Raw genomic sequence first — 16,489 nt, forward strand, 5'->3', positions numbered from 1 at the left:
CGCCTTACTTCTTTTGCCCGTAATAAGCATTCTCACCATGTTTACGCAAATAATGCTTATCCAATAGTTCGTCTTGCACCTTAATTTGCTGATTCAAGCTTCGAGTCCCGATTGCCATGGCCGAGATTTCTTCTAAAACCACCGCATTATGAACCGCATCAAAGCCATCTTTCCCCCAAGCAAAAGGGGCATGGCCAGAAATAATGGCACCCGGTACAGCAGTTTCACTCAGGCCACGCTGACGGAATTCTTCAATGATGACCATACCGGTATTTTTCTCATACTCTGTGGCAATCTCGTCTGCGGTCAGCATTCGAGTACAAGGAATATCACCATAAAAATAATCTGCGTGCGTGGTACCTAATGCTGGAATATCCAAGCCAGCTTGCGCCCAGATCGTGGCGTGACGAGAATGAGTATGAACAATCCCCCCTATCGCAGGGAACGCCTTATACAATTCTATGTGAGTTGCGGTATCGCTGGAGGGGTTCAAACGACCTTCGACCGTATTACCATCTAAGTCGATAACGACAATGTCATCCACTGTCATATCTGTATATTTCACGCCAGAAGGTTTAATGGCGATCACTTTTTTTTCACGGTCAATTTCTGACACATTGCCCCATGTAAAGGTCACCAGACCATATTCAGGCAACTGCAAATTGGCCTTCAATACTCTTTCTTTTAATGTCTGATACATGATGTTTCTCGACAGTCAGTCTGCAATAAAAACACAATAAAATGAGACACTCGATGCACTTTGATTTGCAAAGTGCATCGAGTCATTCAGCTACTTAGATGCGGCTAGAATGTCATTCACCATTTTGTCGCCATGCTCTTTAATAAAGGCTTCCCAAACAGGTTTAACCGCTTCTTGGAAGGCCGCACCGTCCACATCACGATTGACCTTCATGCCGTCTTTTTCCAGTGCCGCAATCATAGAGTCTTCTTTCGCTATGCTCAGCTTACGCTGCATTTCGACAGACTCTTTGGCGACCTGAGTAATGATCGCCTGATTGGCAGGACTTAGCTTATTGAACGTTTTTAGGTTCATAGTAAAGGCAAGAGGAGAGTAAGCATGTTGCGTTAGGCTCAAGTACTTTTGCACTTCATAGAATTTAAACGACAAGGTGACACCAATTGGGTGATCTTGGGCATCTACCACACCGGTTTCCAATGCGGTATACAGCTCAGCTACTGGGATTTGAGCTGGGTTCGCACCCAATAGGTTAAACATGTCATTCAATGCTTTTGAACCATTAACGCGCATACGCAAACCATCAACATCGCTTGGCGTACGGATTGGGCCGCGACTATTGGTCATATTACGATAGCCGTTTTCAGGATAGCCTAACCCTTTAAGATCGAATTGCTCCATCTGCTTAGAGACTGACTGTCCCACTTCACCGTCTAGTACCTTGTAGGCGGCATCACGATTTGGAAACATAAAAGGTAAGGTAAAAGCAGCGGATTCCGGTAATAATCCAGAGTAGTTATTCAAACCAACAATGGAAAAATCCACTAGGCCAAAACGCGTACTTTGGATCATCTGCTGATCATTTCCGAGCTGCCCTTGAGGGAAGATATTGATCTTCACATCCCCATTGGTGCGTGCTTCTACTTCTTTCTTAAAGAAGAGAGACATATCCTGCTGTAAATCAGATTCTGGTGCGGCATGAGCCAACTTCAGTGTCGTCGCGGCTAGGGCTGAATTTGACAAAACAGCACAAGAAACAACAGACACAAGGCCCACACTTTTAAATAACCGTGTCATTTTTTTCATTATTTTTCTCCTTGGGTTATCCAATAATAAATTTCATCGGGACAGTAATGATGTCGGGAAATACTATGAAGAGTATTAACAGAACGACATAGGCACCTATAAAGGGCAATACACCCTTCACAGAAGTAGAAATAGAGACTCGTGAAACACCACACACCACGTTTAAAACAGTACCAACAGGCGGTGTAATCAGACCAATCGACGTATTAATGACAAACATCAACCCGAAATAGACAGGATCAATGCCAGCCATTTTGACAATAGGCATCAGCAAAGGAACAAGAATCAAAATCGTCGGACTTAAATCCATCACCATGCCGACCATGAAGACCAACAGCATAATAACCGCCATCAATAGGCGCGGACTGTCGACTAAGGGAGCAAGCATTTCAGCTAATTGTTGAGGCAATTGCGCAATGGTAATCAACCATGCTGCCACCATGGCACAGCCCACCAGGAACATCACCATAGCCGTAGAACGACCTGCTCGTCCTAACACATAATACAAACGCTTAAAACTCAATTCTTTATAGATAAATGACGATACAAGGATCGCGTACACCGCGGCCACAACAGCGGCTTCCGTAGGCGTGAAAATACCGAAACGAATGCCACCCAAAATGATGATAGGTAAGAACAGCGCCCAGATGCCGTCTTTAAGAGCAGCCATTTTCTCTGCAAACGTCGCTTTCTTTTCTAGCTCCAAGTTTTCTTTGCGGACAATGAATCCCCATAAGAACATCAACGTCATCCCCATCAAAAGACCAGGAACAATACCGCCGATAAAGAGATTCTTAATGGATATTCCACCTGCAACACCAATCAAAATTAGCGGAATTGAAGGCGGAATCACTGGCGCAATAATGCCACCGGATGCCAATAAACCAATTGATGAGCCTTCAGGGTAATTGGCTTTTTTCATCATCGGATACAAAATACTAACCAGCGCTGCGGCATCTGCTACGGCAGAACCTGATAGACCCGCTAATAAAATGGAGGTAAAAATTGCAACATAACCTAAGCCTCCCTTACGGTGACCAACAAAGGTATTAGCGAGGCGTACAATACGCTCAGACAAGCCCCCTGTTGCCATCACCTCTCCCGCGATCAGGAAAAAAGGAATCGCCAACAAAGTAAAACTGTCCACACCACCGATTAATGCCTGAGACAATATATCGGCACTAAATAAATCCATGTGCAGCATGAGCGCCATAGAAGAAAGTAACAGCGCAAAAGAAACAGGCAAGCCCAACAAAATAGAGGCGATCAATACCCCCAGAAAAATAATCAATGTCATTCGTCATTCTCCTGGTCAGCAAGCCAGTTAGGGTTAAAAATTCGGACTAAAGAAATCAATATGATGAGTAACCCTGATACGACACCAGCGAGAGCAAACAAGGCCGTTGGCAATCCGGTTAATGGGGATATATTGTTCCAGTTAGCAACGGTTTGATTGATGGCACCAATGAACAGCATGCTTGAGGAAATCAAGATAACCAGCCAGATAAGACGGTTTAAAATGGGCACAGCGGAAGGGAAGAAACGCTCAGAGAACTCTGTTACAGCAAGATGCTCACCACGACGTAGTACCACTGCCGCACCTAACAGCACGATCCATACTAGTCCAAGACGAGATAGCTCAACTGAAGCTCGTATACCGGAAGAAAAGCCATACCTTAAGACGACATTGGTGAAAACCAACACCACCATCACAGCCAAAATCGTTGTAATCAGAATATCAATACTCTGCCACATCCAATTTAGTATTTTTTTCATGCCATAAAACCTCTATGAACTCATTGGCGGTATCTCCAATGATTTCATTTTTTTATATTTATATTGGTCATTATTTAGCTTATTTCTTAGAGAGATTAAATCTAAAATTCCGCATTACGAAATAAATATTAACTCTATTTCCGTATAATGACATATAAAAAAATAAAATGAAGCTTTTTTGTACGGCTTTTTGTAATTTGTTCGTTTTCAGAATGGAAAACAATGGCGGCCATCAACGGCCTAAGTCATGGGTCTAAAATAGGTAGTATCGAAACCATTTAGCCAACGCGCAAAAGTAGGATAAGCGATTTAAACAACGTCAATTGCAAAAACAATGAGTAAAAGAAAGGAGGCTGATAGGATGCCCTTCAGCACCCTATCAAAACAGAATAGATCATGAGGTCGATCGTACGGGATTAGCGCCTTTTCAGAATACCACTGGCCAACAATACGCCCGTGGCAACCAAACCTAATCCCACAATGGAATACACCTCTAAGGTTTCACCCAAGATAGGAATGGCAATAACAGAGGCTAACACTGGGGTAAAAGCACCAATCGCGGCCATATTTTCAGCGCCCAGTTGTTGTACGGCATAACCATAAGTAAAACCCGTCATTAAACCGACTAACAAGCTTTGCACCACCAGCTGTACAGCAATCATGTCCCAAGAAGCTTCCGAAAGCCCACTTGATACTAAGCCTGTAGACCAAAGCACCAATAATACAACGAAAGACACAAACCCCATCAACGAAGTAGATAATAAGGGAGGCAAGCCTGCAATGCGCAAGCTCACCGTATAAATAGCCCAAAACATACTGGCCGCTAAAAGCAGCAAGTCGCCTTTCCAAGTCCCTTCAGCGGCTGTCAACATGGACAAACTCAACAACACAACCACACCGCTACACACAAGCCCCAAACCCATTTTTCGCGCTCGAGTGACTTTTTCCTGATAAAAAATCACCGCCAACAAAGTAACAAAGAATGGGTACGCACCGAGAATCAGCAAGCCTGCATGGGACGCTGGCGCATATTTCAAACCAGTAGCACTCAAAAAGAAGAAGGGAACACCAGCGCCACAGACAATGCCTAATAGCAAGATAGGTGACACGGCTTTGATCTTTTTTCGACCACGCCACAAAATAGGCAATAACAAAAGTGCAGGCGGTGTAAAACGCAAAAGCCCAAGATCAAAAGGCGTGAGCGTATTCGTCACACCCGCGCGCATACTGACCAACCATGACGACCAAATCAGAATACTGACAAACGCTGCCAATAATCCCAATTTAAACCCCCAACCTGTTGCGTACACCTTATAGTCAGGTTGAGGGTTGGAAGCAGGTTCAGAATAGTCTTGTGTTGCAGAATGAGCCATACGCACCTCGCCAGATAATATTACATTATATTATCTCTGCAAATCTGCGAGCATGTCCTTGCTATTTCACCCAGTTATCCTCTATTTTTTAGCATACATGAAAACCACAAGACCAAAAACTTATGAAAGATGCCAACATAGACAAAACCGACCTACAAATACTTGCCCACCTTCAAGAGGACGGACGTTTGACGAACGTGGCGTTAGCCGACGAAATCCACTTATCACCGTCACCTTGTTTAAGACGCGTCAAGCAACTGGAGGGACAAGGCGTTATTCAGGGCTATCATGCCAGAATTGACCGTTTAAAAGCCGGTTTCTCCATGACAGTCTTTGTCGAAGTAAAGCTCAGAAATCACGCTGACGACTATCATTTAGAATTTGAGCAAGCGATTTTAGCAATGGAAGACGTCATCAGCGCGCATTTGGTATCAGGCTTGGCAGATTACAAACTGGAAGTGGTCGCTAGAGATTTACCAGATTACGAAAACATTTTAAAACAGATTCAATCCTTACCACATGTAAAAGACATACAAAGCTATTTTGCCATTCGCTCAGTAAAAACATCAGCGCCACTGCCATTGAATAAACCCATAGTGGATTAATAAAAAAACCGCCAAGAGCTTGCTCTGGCGGTTTTGAGGGGTAGGGTTCTATCAATGACTAAACTTTAAAGCTACCGACTTGCTTATCAAGCGCTTTATATAAGTCAGAAATATCACTCGACTGCTTCTTAATGGTGTCTGAGACCGCTTGCACAGAGTCAGTTTGCTCTTTTAACGACAACATATTTTGATTAATGTCGTTAGCTACCGTCGACTGCTCTTGCGTTGCTTGCGCTGTCTGCGCTGCCATTTCTTGAACTTTCGCGAAGGACTCTTGTAGGTCTTGGAAAGCCTTGGTCACATCACCAAAATTGTTCACCGTAAAGTCAGCATTGTTACGACTGTTTTGAATGGCTTTAGACGACTCCGCCACATTCACTTTCAGCTGCTCAATCATGGCTTCAATTTCATTGGTACTGTCTTGTGTACGAGTCGCAAGGGTTCGGACTTCATCAGCAACGACAGCAAAACCACGACCTTGTTCACCGGCACGAGCGGCCTCAATGGCTGCGTTCAATGCCAATAGGTTGGTTTGTTCCGCAATATTACGAATCACTTCCAATACCGAAGCAATGCTCTCAGAACTCTTCTGTAATTCGTCGGAACGTCCTAGTGCCAGCTCAATGTCAGACACCAATTCCGTGACCGCAGAATGGGACTTGTTCACCGCGGTAATACCATTTTCAGTTAAGCTACTTGAGTTGTTGGCTTCATTAGCCGCTTCACGAGCTACTTCTGCCATTTGTTGGTTTGACATGTCCATCTGGTGACCGGCACTGACAATCGAAGCCGATGCATTTGACAAGGAACCTGTAATATCCGTTGTTTTTGATGCCGCATCATTCAGCTGACTTGTCACCTTACCTAGGGCATTCGCTTGTTGATGAATACTAGAGATAATGCCTCGCAAGTTTTCAACAAAATTATTGAACTCGTTTGCTAGATCTCCTAGCTCATCTTTCGTTGAAAATTCAATACGCTGCGTTAAATCGCCGTCACCTTCGGAAATTTCACGAATACGCTGACCAAGGTAACGCACTTGATCGGTAAGGGTTTTAGGCGTCTTATAACTGAACCATACTGCGATCAGTACACCAATGATCACCACAATGGTCGCAACTCGCATTGAAGAAGCCAACTGCGCCTCCAATACTTTCTTGCTTTCAATAGCATGCTCATAAACTGCCACACCCGCTGCATCAAGAATGTCACGCATGGTACTAAAGGTGTCGTTGGCTTGTTTTTCAACCGACAAATAGTTTGCCGCGTTTGTGTCCGTTTGTACCATTGCCTCCGAGGCTTTTACCCAAGCATCAAAGGCTTTATCGAAGTCACCTAAACTGTTTACAACTTGAGGGGCGATTGACATGTGTTCTTTATATAGGTTGAAGCGGTCTTTCACTTGCTGAATGTTATCAGCACGATCGACTTCTTCGCTTTTCACATCCCCTAGGTCGGCAACAATGCGTTGCTCTGCTAGTTTGGCTTGATAAGCATCACGGTCGGCATTCAGAATCACTGAAATCGCCTTCTCGTAATGATTAGTGTGCTCATTTAACGAAGCTTTTAACTGATTAATAATGAAACCTAAAGCAAGTAGCGTTACGACGAATGTCAACGCCATTACCACAACAGGCAAAGAACTCTTCACCCTGACTGAATTAAAACGCATACCCCACCTCCTAGATTCACGCGTCCCACAATTACAGCAATAGTAGGCTTTCGGAGTTGTGCAATTCAATGAGGGTTAACAAATACACACACTAATACTGTAGGACTTTACCTACAAATTAAAAAACATTGCGTTAGATCAAAAAAACGCAAGGTTAAGGTAATTTTAAGTGAGAACAATGGGATACAAATCTACCTTCAAGTATCAAAAAGCCTAGTTCATTTTTCGACGCCACGACAGAAACGCTCTTTTTCGTCTCCGCCTTCATCGCCTAATTTTGCCTTTAAGCTTGAGTTCGCGTACAAAAGAAGCATGTTCTTTTATGACCGCACAATGAGACTGTATTAGGTATGACGTTTCCATCAAGGAATGAAAAACTGGCGTTAGCCGCTTATTTAGAGAGCCACTCAGATTTAACACTGCCTGCACACGCCAACCATTTAGATCAGGCGCTACAGGCACTCGACCAACCAACCGCCGTCAATGCTTCAAGCTACACGGAACAATACGCTCGTCTTAAACGCTATTTTACTAATAGCATTTTGGTTCTAATGTTGCTGAGTTTTGTCATTGGACTTGTGATTACGCCCAGCAGTTTTCTGCTCAACGAAAGCAAGCACATTAATATTTATTGGTTGTTGTTAACCCTATTAGGGGTTCACCTAATCAACCTGTTTTTGTGGTTAGGTAGCCTCATTTGGTTACACCTTAAACCCAGCCGGAACAACAGCCCTTTTTTATTAGGTTTATTAACGTTTTTACTCCATAAGATCAGTCATTGGCTGGCCATTGAGGTGCAAGTCAGTAAGGCTTTTTGGCATTGGCAGAACCCAGCAAAAAGCCAAACTTGGCTTGCTAGCAGCCTGTCTCATGGCGCTTGGTTAAGTTATCTGTGTGCTGGTTTATTAATGACAATATTGCTGTTACTGACCAATCAAGTGAGTTTTATCTGGGAAACGACGTTGCTTAGCGACAGTCGCTTTTTAGCGTTAACACAATGGTTAAGCTCCCCATTAACATGGTTAGGCTTAGATCTACCAACTCATGCCGACATACTTTCCAGCCGTATCGATCAAACACTACAAAGCCAAGCCACACGACAACACTGGGCAAACTTCTTACTCGGCAGTGTGGCCATGTATGGTATTTTGCCTAGGTTACTGTTGCTGATGATGTGTATGACAATGTATCGGCTCAAGCGTGTAACCCGTAAACGCAGCCCACAAGAAGACATCATTCTGAATCGCTACACACACCAAGAAAGACAACAAAAACGTATTATCGATCCAGACCATCACCAGCGACATAAGAATCAATCAGAGCCCAGCAAAACCCGGTCAATTTGCCAAGTAGAAGCTGATAGTTTGTGGGGGCTGTTTGAATGGAGTGATGACATTCCTGCGCCTCTCATACAAGCCAATACGCAGGTACTAAATGACCAAACGCAACAACAAGCCTTTTTAGCGCTTGCTCCACAGCAAACAACGTATCTCTTGGTCAGTAACACTCACAGTCCTGACCGAGGCACGACTCGCTTTCTAAGCAGCTTAGCGAGGCAACAACCACACCTCCAAATGGTGCTATGGAAAACCAAGTCAGGGCATTTTGATAATGCGTGGGCCGACTTATCTGAACAACTGAACTTACCTGAGCTCAAGTGCTTGCCGGAGGAATAAACGATGCCAATTAAATTGTTAGTCGTTGGGCATGCAAACACAGGCAAAACGTCTTTGATTCGCACCTTACTGCGTCGCCATGATTTTGGTGAAGTAGCCGACCAAGCAGGCACAACACGTCATGTCGAAAGTGTTGCCATTACCTTGGAAAATCAGCAAATCATGCAATTAACCGACACACCAGGATTTGAAGATTCCATTGGGTTATGGCAACTCAGACAACAACCTCCCTTTCTCTCCCACACGGGCAGTGACTGGTTAACCATATTTTGCCAAAGCGATTATGCTCATGGCGAGTTCGAACAAGAAGCGAAAATACTGACTCAACTCACGCAAACGGACATCATCTTATATGTGATCGATGTGCGTCAGGCACCACTTGGTAAATATCTGAATGAACTCGACATTCTTGCTAGTGCCAACAAGCCCATTATGCCCATTCTAAATTTCAGTGCCAGCACAACATCTCACACTACCAAGTGGCGAGAAATTCTAGCAGAACGCCATCTGCATACCTTAGTGAAATACGATTCTGTGGCGTTTTACTTTGAAGACGAAAAACGCTTATACCAAAGTATTCAAAGCCTCATGCCCGAGGATTATGGTCTGCTGGAGCGCTTTATCCAGCTTCGTCAGCAAGCGTCTAAATTGCGCTTTAAATCCGCCATTGCTCAACTTGCGCAACTGCTCATCAATGCGGCTAGCTATCGATTTTTAGCAGATCAATATCCACCTAATGATCAACAACAAGCCAGCTTTGAACAGGTTATACAAGGGTTGGAGCAAAGCTTTTTAGCACGCCTTTTAGGGCTTTATGAATTTCGCTCAGACGATGTCCAGCTCAGTCACCTCGACATTCAAAACGCTCAATGGCAACAAGACTTGTTTGCCAAAGACACGCTACAAGAATGGGGACTAGAAACCAGCAGTGGGGCTCTAACCGGTGCGGCTATTGGCGCAGGCATCGATGTTATGTCAGCAGGATTGAGTTTAGGAACGGCCACTGGGATTGGCGCGTTATTGGGTGCGGGATGGAAAACAGGTAAACACTATAAAGACACCATCAAAAGCAAACTAACCAAACGTCATTATCTCTGCCTTGATGACGTCACTTTGGGGCTATTAGCATTACGTGGTATGCAAACAATCGCTCATTTACATCAGCGCGGTCACGCTACTCAACAGGTGTTTCAAGTAAATGAAGACAATTCAAACAACAAGAACATCATTAAACCCTTACTGAATGACTTTCAAAAAGCCAGACAACATCCAAAATGGTACCTAGCCGACAATCCGCTACAAGCTTCTTTAGAAAACACCTTACAGCAGATCTTATCCAATAAGATTACCCCTTAGCCGCTAACTCAGCGTCTAAACGCTGTTGAACTTGGTACATCTGCTCTTCACACTGCTTCATCAGAGTGACGACATCGGTTTCATGAAGACCTTCAGTGGAAATCGGATCCAACATTGCCACTTTTACCTCACCATTATTCCAGCGATTCAATTTAACCTGATTGTGTGTGCTGCTACAGACGACAGGAATGATGGGCACTCCAGCCTGTACTGCCGCATGAAATGCACCACGCTTAAAGGGTAACCACCCACGACCACGACTACGAGAGCCTTCGGGGAACATCCAAATAGAAAAGCCCGTTCGTTTCATACTGCTCACCACCTGATCGATGGTGGCAATGGCTTTTTTACGGTTATTGCGATTAATCAGTATGTTGCCACTGGCCCAGTACAACAGGCCAAAAAATGGGATCCAACGTAAACTGGTTTTTCCCACGGTCACCACACCTTTAGGCACGACTACGGCAAGAGTAAATAGATCAAAGTTATTTTGATGATTAGCAACATATACAGCTTGAGGAACGTTTTTGGCTGCCTCAGATATTCGACCTTCTACCGTCAGGCCAAATAAAGGCCCAACCTGTGCAAACACTCGACCGAGGTGATACACACGATTTTTGGATTTTAAGGTCAATAGACAAAACACAATGCCCAACAAAGTTACCAGTACAATCAACACCAACAGCAATGCCATCCGTATTAAAAGCAACATAGCGGATTCCACCTTAGCAATTAAACTGATCCAGTTGATTTACCATTAAATTCAGCCCGCCAATCAAAAAAGTCAACGGCGTTCAATGGTTTAGAATAAAAGTATCCTTGTATTTTATCACAATGAAGTTCCCTTAAAAGCGCGACACTGGCTTGACTTTCAGCGCCTTCAGCCGTTACCTGAAAGCCCAAGCTGTGCGACAAATTAATACTAGCTTGAGCGATGGAAGCATCGCCTTTATTGGTATCAATGTGCTGAACAAAGGCACGGTCAATCTTCACTTCATTGACAGGTAAATCCCGCAGATAGGCCAACGAAGACTGGCCAGTGCCAAAGTCATCAATGGCTAAATGAATACCCATATTTTGTAATGCCTGTAAGACACAAATGACTTTATTGCGATCCGTCATGACCGCACTTTCAGTGACTTCCAGAGCCAATGCCTCTACTGGCAACTGATTGGCCTCCAACGCAAGAGAAACGATTAAAGGTAACTCTTCATCCACCAAATCGTGAGCAGATAAATTGATGGCAATACGAATGTTATGACCTTGTTGCCACCATTCACTCAACTGCGTTAACACTGTATTGAGCACCCATTTCGTCAACAATTGGATACTGCCCGCGTTTTCTAAGAGCGCAATAAATTCATCGGGGGGAATAAAACCTAACTCGGGATGAATCCATCGAATCAAGGCTTCCGCCTCATGACAGTCGGCTTGGGCTAAACCGACTTTAGGCTGATACACCACAAACAATTGATTCGCTTCTAACGCGGCTGGCAAGTCGCGAATAATGGTTAACTGACGACGATGGTTTTCATCTTCACCGACTTGATAAAAAGCACAGCCGTCACTTTCTTCCTTAGCTTTTTCCGCCACGATATCAAGGCGCCTTAACGCCGCATTTACACTCTCTGTTGCGTGCTCTAAGGGTAAAACACCAATGCTCACGTCAATACGAAGTTCTGAACCTGACTCGATTTCAAGTTCATCATTCATCACCTCTTTCAGATCAGAGCAATCTTGAGCGGTAATGTTACGCTGAAAAATTAATAAAAACTTATCGTCGCCTAAACGCGCAATCATATCAGCCTGATGCGCCCAGTCTTGCAGTCGATTCGCCACTTTACCGAGCAAAATATTCCCCAGATCAAAGCCCAGCATATTATTAATGTCGCGAAAACGACGAATGTTCAATAATAAGAGACCACCTTCCTTTGCTGGTAAGGTCTCTTGCAGATACAGCTCAACAGCACTTTGATTATTCAACCCAGTTAACATGTCGTGCGAAGCTCGATAAGTCAGTTCCTCTTCACGCATTAAAATAGAATGCTGCATGGTCTTCATGGTGTTGGATAAAACCCCAAACTCACCCACCATTTTTGGCACAGTTAACTCAGCTTGTTGCACGCTATTCCCTATATTGTTCGCAAATTCAACCAAATGACTAATAGGACGAGTCATATTTCGCGCCAACGCTAACCCCATCAGCAAAGCTAAGGCTAAGGCACCAGCAAAAATACCCAATAATTGGTTACGCGTGAAATTATAACTTTCTTTCCAAGGCCCATAAGGTAAATGAATCATCCCCCACTGGTTCTTAACCCCTAAGTCGACCGCCAAAGACAAGTATTTTTCATCATTAGAAAACATAGGTTCTTGCAGAGCTTCTTCGATGGCTTCTATCTCGTTTAACAAGCGCCTTCCTTCAACTGATGACAAGGTAGTACCGCCAAAAAGAATTTGCTCATCTTGGGTTCTATAGACAAAACTGATATCAAGTCCAGTGACGCCTTTAATTTCTTCCGCCAAGGACTGATCAAGCTGAAACGCCATACCGACCCAAGCCACAATGTTTGGTGACCTTACTGGCACCAGCACCAGTTGATAGGCCAGATCGCCAAATGCAATCATGGTACTAATAGACGACCCGCCGGAACGCCTTGCGGCAAACACCAGATCTGCGACCACGTCACTGGCATTTAGCGCTTGTGTCATCGTGATAACCTCACCCGCAGGAGAGACTAAAAGAGACACATCCGCATTGATTCGCGCACCGTGGTTTTGTAAAACAGAACGGATGGTGCCCGTTTCTTTAGTGGCAACCGCCTGCTTAAAACCAAAATCTGAGGTTAGAATTTCAACCCCTTTCGTAAGCTGTTCCGCCCTCGCTTCTAATAACAAATCGAAGACATTTCGAGAAACATCAATCGATTGCACACCCTGTCGGTAGTTATCCTCTTTTAGAGACGACAAGACGGCCAGCGCAGTGCCCAGCTGAGCGAGAGCCAATAACGCCAAAACAAATAAAATTAATCGCGCCTGAAAGCTGCTGAACACCTTACATCCTCATATTGATCTAGCTTGATACGTTTGAATATCAAAGCAAATAGCTGGCCACATTTATCGTGTCTTGAATAATAGGGCTTATCAAATATTTATGCCACACCGGATAAAAAGACTTGTCATCAGCAGCCACTTAACATAAGTTATTATTTTCAACTTTTGTTAAAGATGAATTATGAAAGAACAAACCTTGCGCGTTTATGAAGCGATTAAACAAGATCCGTTAGCCTCACAAAAGGCGCTTGCAGATCGACTCAATATGACTAGAGAGTCAGTCGCCAGCCACATTATGCAGCTAACAAGACAAGGTCATATTTTAGGTAAAGGCTATCTTTTAGCCGAACAGAATGCCTATGTAGTCATTGGTGGCGCGAATGTCGACATCAACGGCAATAGCCTTATTCAATGGTTACCGCAAGACTCCAACCCTGGCCAAATCAACCAAAGTCCCGGCGGAGTTGGTCGAAACATAGCGGAGAACTTAGCTCGCTTGGGGGAAAAAGTACATCTGATTGCCCCTATTGGTCTCGACCAACGCGGTGACTGGTTAATCGAGCAGACTCGAACCAGCGGAGTGGATACCCATCACGTGATTCGCCACGACACCTTACCAACGGGCACCTATTTAGCCATCAGTAACGAACGTGGTCAGTTGCAAGCGGCCATTGCCGATATGCGTATAATCGACACATTAGAAACCAGTCGACTCGCGGCTAAAACAGCCTTACTACAAGGCGCAAGCCGCATTATAGTGGACGCTAATTTATCGCAAGAATGCATTACTTGGCTTGCTCAACAACCCATTAATGCCACCTTCATTGCCGATGCGGTATCTGCAACGAAAGCACCAAAACTGTTACCAATTCTCACGCATTTGGATATCCTAAAAGTCAATCAGGATGAAGCCAGAGCCATTCTCAGCAGCCAAGAAAAAGACCCAGAGCAACTCGCACAGGCCCTACGACAACTAGGCGTCCAAACCGTTTTACTGAGTCTTGGAAGTCAAGGCTTACTGCTCTGTGATGCATCTGGACATCATCAGCAAAACTGCTACCCAACGACACCAATCAGCGATACTGGTGCAGGCGATGCCCTGCTTGCCGGATATTTAACGGCTTGCGAACAATTCGAACAAACAGAACAACGACTTTCTTTTGCCTTGGCTTGTGCTGCCATGACCCTAGAAAGTCCTCACGCCAATCACCCTGAACTCAGTGTTCAAACTGTCACTCAATGGATGCAAACACTATGAATCAATTTCTTGATATTCACCCAGAAGTCGCTGAAGCCATTGCTTCCGGCAAACCTGTTGTTGCTTTAGAAAGTACCATCATTTCCCATGGTATGCCTTGGCCACAGAACGCAGAAACCGCTAAAAAAGTAGAGCAAGTCATTCGTGATAATGGCGCTATTCCAGCGACAATCGCAATCATCAATGGCCGCCTTAAAGCCGGGCTCAGCAGCGATGAAATCGATACGTTAGCGAAAGCCGGTTTGTCCGTGACCAAATGCTCTCGTCGTGATTTACCTTTTGTGGTTGCTCAGAAACAACACGGTGCCACAACTGTTGCAGCAACTATGATTATTGCCGCCATGGCGGGCATACGAGTATTCGCAACAGGCGGCATTGGCGGGGTTCACCGTGGCGCGCAACAAACCTTCGACATCTCAGCCGACTTACAAGAATTGGCTAAGACCAATGTGGCGGTCGTTTGTGCTGGCGCGAAGTCGATTTTGGATTTGGCCTTAACTCGCGAATATTTGGAGACTCAAGGCGTACCAGTGTTAGGCTATAAAACGGATGTGTTGCCTGCGTTCTATACTCGTGAAAGTGATCATACCGTGGATTACAACATGACAAGCGCCAAAGACATTGCACAATTTATCAGTGCGAAATGGGGCATGCAATTACACGGTGGTACCGTGATTGCCAATCCGATCCCAGAAGAATTTGCGATGGACAAAGAGTCGATTGATTCAGCGATTAATCAAGCGTTAGCAGAAATGGAAGAACAAGGCGTAGGTGGTAAAGAGTCAACGCCTTTCTTATTGGCGCGAGTCGCGGAATTGACAGGCGGTAACAGTCTATCCAGCAACATTCAGTTGGTGTTTAACAACGCGCGTCTGGCCGCTGAAATCGCAACGGCGCTATAACAAGAGACTAACGCGACTTTTATTCACCATTATTGTTGCCAATAATGGTGACGCCAATAGTCGATTTGATCGTCTGCGAGGAAACTCCAGGCGATGAATCGACTGATTTTTTGCCCTTGTGCCATTTCTACCACTTTGACCTGCCTTGCTCCTACGTCTTTTAAAGCTTTTTGAATCGTGTCTATATTGCTTTGTCGAGCCACTAACGAGGTGAACCAAAAACATTGATCACGATAGGCCATACTCTCTTTTACCATTCGTACAATAAAACCCGCTTCCCCGCCATCACACCAAAGTTCCGCAGCCGTGCCACCAAAATTCAATGTGCTTTTCTGCGCTGGATTTTTGCGAGCTGTATTTGACACCCCTTTTAATCCACGCCATTTACGTTGGGATTCTTCAAGCATGGCCGATTCACTAGTATGAAAGGGCGGATTACACAAAGTGAGGTCAAAGCGTTCATTCGCTTGCCAAATGCCGTTAAAGATTGTTTTCTCCGACGTTTGTTGTCGAACTCTCACCGCGTTTTTCAAACAAGGATTGGACTTGATAATGGTTGAGCAAGTGGCAATGGCAACGGGGTTCACATCTGAACCAACAAATTGCCAACCGTATTCCTGATGCCCAACGATCGGATACACACAATTTGCTCCAACACCGACATCCAACACTTTAATATTTTTACCACGTGGAATAACGCCCTCGTGACTGGACGCCAAAAGGTCAGCCAAATAATGGATGTAATCCGCTCGTCCAGGAATGGGAGGGCATAAAAAGCCCATTGGAATATCCCAAAACGCCACCCCATAAAAATGATTCAACAAAGCACGATTAAGCGTTTTCACCGCATTTGGGTTCGCGAAATCAATCGATTCATTACCGTATTTATTGAGCTGAATGTAATGGGATAATTCGGGGCAAGAATCCGCCAGCAAGGCAAAATCATAACGCGCACGGTGAGGATTGCGAGGATGCAACTCTAGTTTGTTGCTACGTTTAGCCTTGGTATGCTTGCTTTTATGAGCCACAGAATC

Annotated in this window: 14 protein-coding genes; 5 read left to right on the forward strand and 9 right to left on the reverse strand. The window is 44.6% G+C overall.

Going from position 1 to position 16,489, the window contains the following annotated elements:
• Positions 1–4: 4 nt before the first annotated feature.
• From ACHUFM_RS13645 to ACHUFM_RS13665, 5 genes are all read right to left on the reverse strand, one after another.
• Complete coding sequence (locus ACHUFM_RS13645; RefSeq protein WP_394182767.1) at positions 5–700, reverse strand: L-ribulose-5-phosphate 4-epimerase; 696 nt, start codon at positions 698–700, stop codon at positions 5–7.
• Positions 701–790: 90 nt separating this feature from the next.
• A complete protein-coding gene (locus ACHUFM_RS13650; protein WP_394182768.1) occupies positions 791–1,783 on the reverse strand; it encodes a TRAP transporter substrate-binding protein in 993 nt (330 codons plus the stop codon).
• Between the two features lie 16 nt (positions 1,784–1,799).
• Positions 1,800–3,080 (reverse strand): TRAP transporter large permease subunit, encoded by a 1,281-nt coding sequence (locus ACHUFM_RS13655; RefSeq protein WP_063332909.1) that lies wholly within the window; start codon positions 3,078–3,080, stop codon positions 1,800–1,802.
• Entirely contained in the window at positions 3,077–3,559 is a 483-nt protein-coding gene (locus ACHUFM_RS13660) for a TRAP transporter small permease (protein ID WP_063332910.1), read from the reverse strand. The genes ACHUFM_RS13655 and ACHUFM_RS13660 overlap by 4 nt, the downstream gene beginning before the upstream one ends.
• A 416-nt stretch (positions 3,560–3,975) precedes the next feature.
• Positions 3,976–4,932, reverse strand: coding sequence for a DMT family transporter (locus ACHUFM_RS13665; protein ID WP_394182771.1), 957 nt, complete (start codon positions 4,930–4,932; stop codon positions 3,976–3,978).
• A 122-nt stretch (positions 4,933–5,054) separates the two neighbouring features.
• Here ACHUFM_RS13665 and ACHUFM_RS13670 point away from each other — a divergent pair, with 122 nt between their 5' ends.
• Positions 5,055–5,537, forward strand: coding sequence for an Lrp/AsnC family transcriptional regulator (locus ACHUFM_RS13670; protein ID WP_394182773.1), 483 nt, complete (start codon positions 5,055–5,057; stop codon positions 5,535–5,537).
• 58 nt (positions 5,538–5,595) lie between these two features.
• Here the strand turns inward: ACHUFM_RS13670 and ACHUFM_RS13675 are convergent, their stop codons facing one another.
• A complete protein-coding gene (locus ACHUFM_RS13675; protein WP_394182775.1) occupies positions 5,596–7,209 on the reverse strand; it encodes a methyl-accepting chemotaxis protein in 1,614 nt (537 codons plus the stop codon).
• A 350-nt stretch (positions 7,210–7,559) separates the two neighbouring features.
• On the opposite strand from ACHUFM_RS13675, the gene ACHUFM_RS13680 reads away from it, so the two are divergent.
• Positions 7,560–8,885: a DUF2868 domain-containing protein gene (locus ACHUFM_RS13680; protein ID WP_394182777.1), complete on the forward strand. Its 1,326-nt coding sequence runs from the start codon at positions 7,560–7,562 to the stop codon at positions 8,883–8,885.
• 3 nt (positions 8,886–8,888) lie between these two features.
• On the forward strand, positions 8,889–10,241 hold the full coding sequence (locus ACHUFM_RS13685; protein ID WP_394182778.1) for a GTPase/DUF3482 domain-containing protein: 1,353 nt from the start codon (positions 8,889–8,891) through the stop codon (positions 10,239–10,241).
• On the opposite strand, the gene ACHUFM_RS13690 is transcribed toward ACHUFM_RS13685, so the two are convergent.
• On the reverse strand, positions 10,231–10,953 hold the full coding sequence (locus tag ACHUFM_RS13690; RefSeq protein WP_394182780.1) for a 1-acylglycerol-3-phosphate O-acyltransferase: 723 nt from the start codon (positions 10,951–10,953) through the stop codon (positions 10,231–10,233). The two genes, ACHUFM_RS13685 and ACHUFM_RS13690, sit on opposite strands and share 11 nt — an antisense overlap.
• A 20-nt stretch (positions 10,954–10,973) precedes the next feature.
• Positions 10,974–13,295 carry a putative bifunctional diguanylate cyclase/phosphodiesterase gene (locus ACHUFM_RS13695; RefSeq protein WP_394182782.1) on the reverse strand — a complete coding sequence of 774 codons (2,322 nt, stop codon included), beginning with the start codon at positions 13,293–13,295 and terminating at the stop codon, positions 10,974–10,976.
• A 181-nt stretch (positions 13,296–13,476) separates the two neighbouring features.
• Here ACHUFM_RS13695 and ACHUFM_RS13700 point away from each other — a divergent pair, with 181 nt between their 5' ends.
• Positions 13,477–14,553: a carbohydrate kinase gene (locus tag ACHUFM_RS13700; protein WP_394182783.1), complete on the forward strand. Its 1,077-nt coding sequence runs from the start codon at positions 13,477–13,479 to the stop codon at positions 14,551–14,553.
• Complete coding sequence (locus ACHUFM_RS13705; protein WP_394182785.1) at positions 14,550–15,455, forward strand: pseudouridine-5'-phosphate glycosidase; 906 nt, start codon at positions 14,550–14,552, stop codon at positions 15,453–15,455. Before ACHUFM_RS13700 ends, ACHUFM_RS13705 begins: the two co-directional genes overlap by 4 nt.
• Positions 15,456–15,484: 29 nt before the next feature.
• Here ACHUFM_RS13705 and rlmF read toward each other — a convergent pair whose 3' ends face one another.
• Positions 15,485–16,483: a 23S rRNA (adenine(1618)-N(6))-methyltransferase RlmF gene (gene rlmF, locus ACHUFM_RS13710; protein ID WP_394182787.1), complete on the reverse strand. Its 999-nt coding sequence runs from the start codon at positions 16,481–16,483 to the stop codon at positions 15,485–15,487.
• Positions 16,484–16,489 lie beyond the last annotated feature (6 nt).

The organism is Marinomonas posidonica (assembly GCF_043643765.1).
Classification (GTDB): domain Bacteria; phylum Pseudomonadota; class Gammaproteobacteria; order Pseudomonadales; family Marinomonadaceae; genus Marinomonas; species Marinomonas posidonica_A.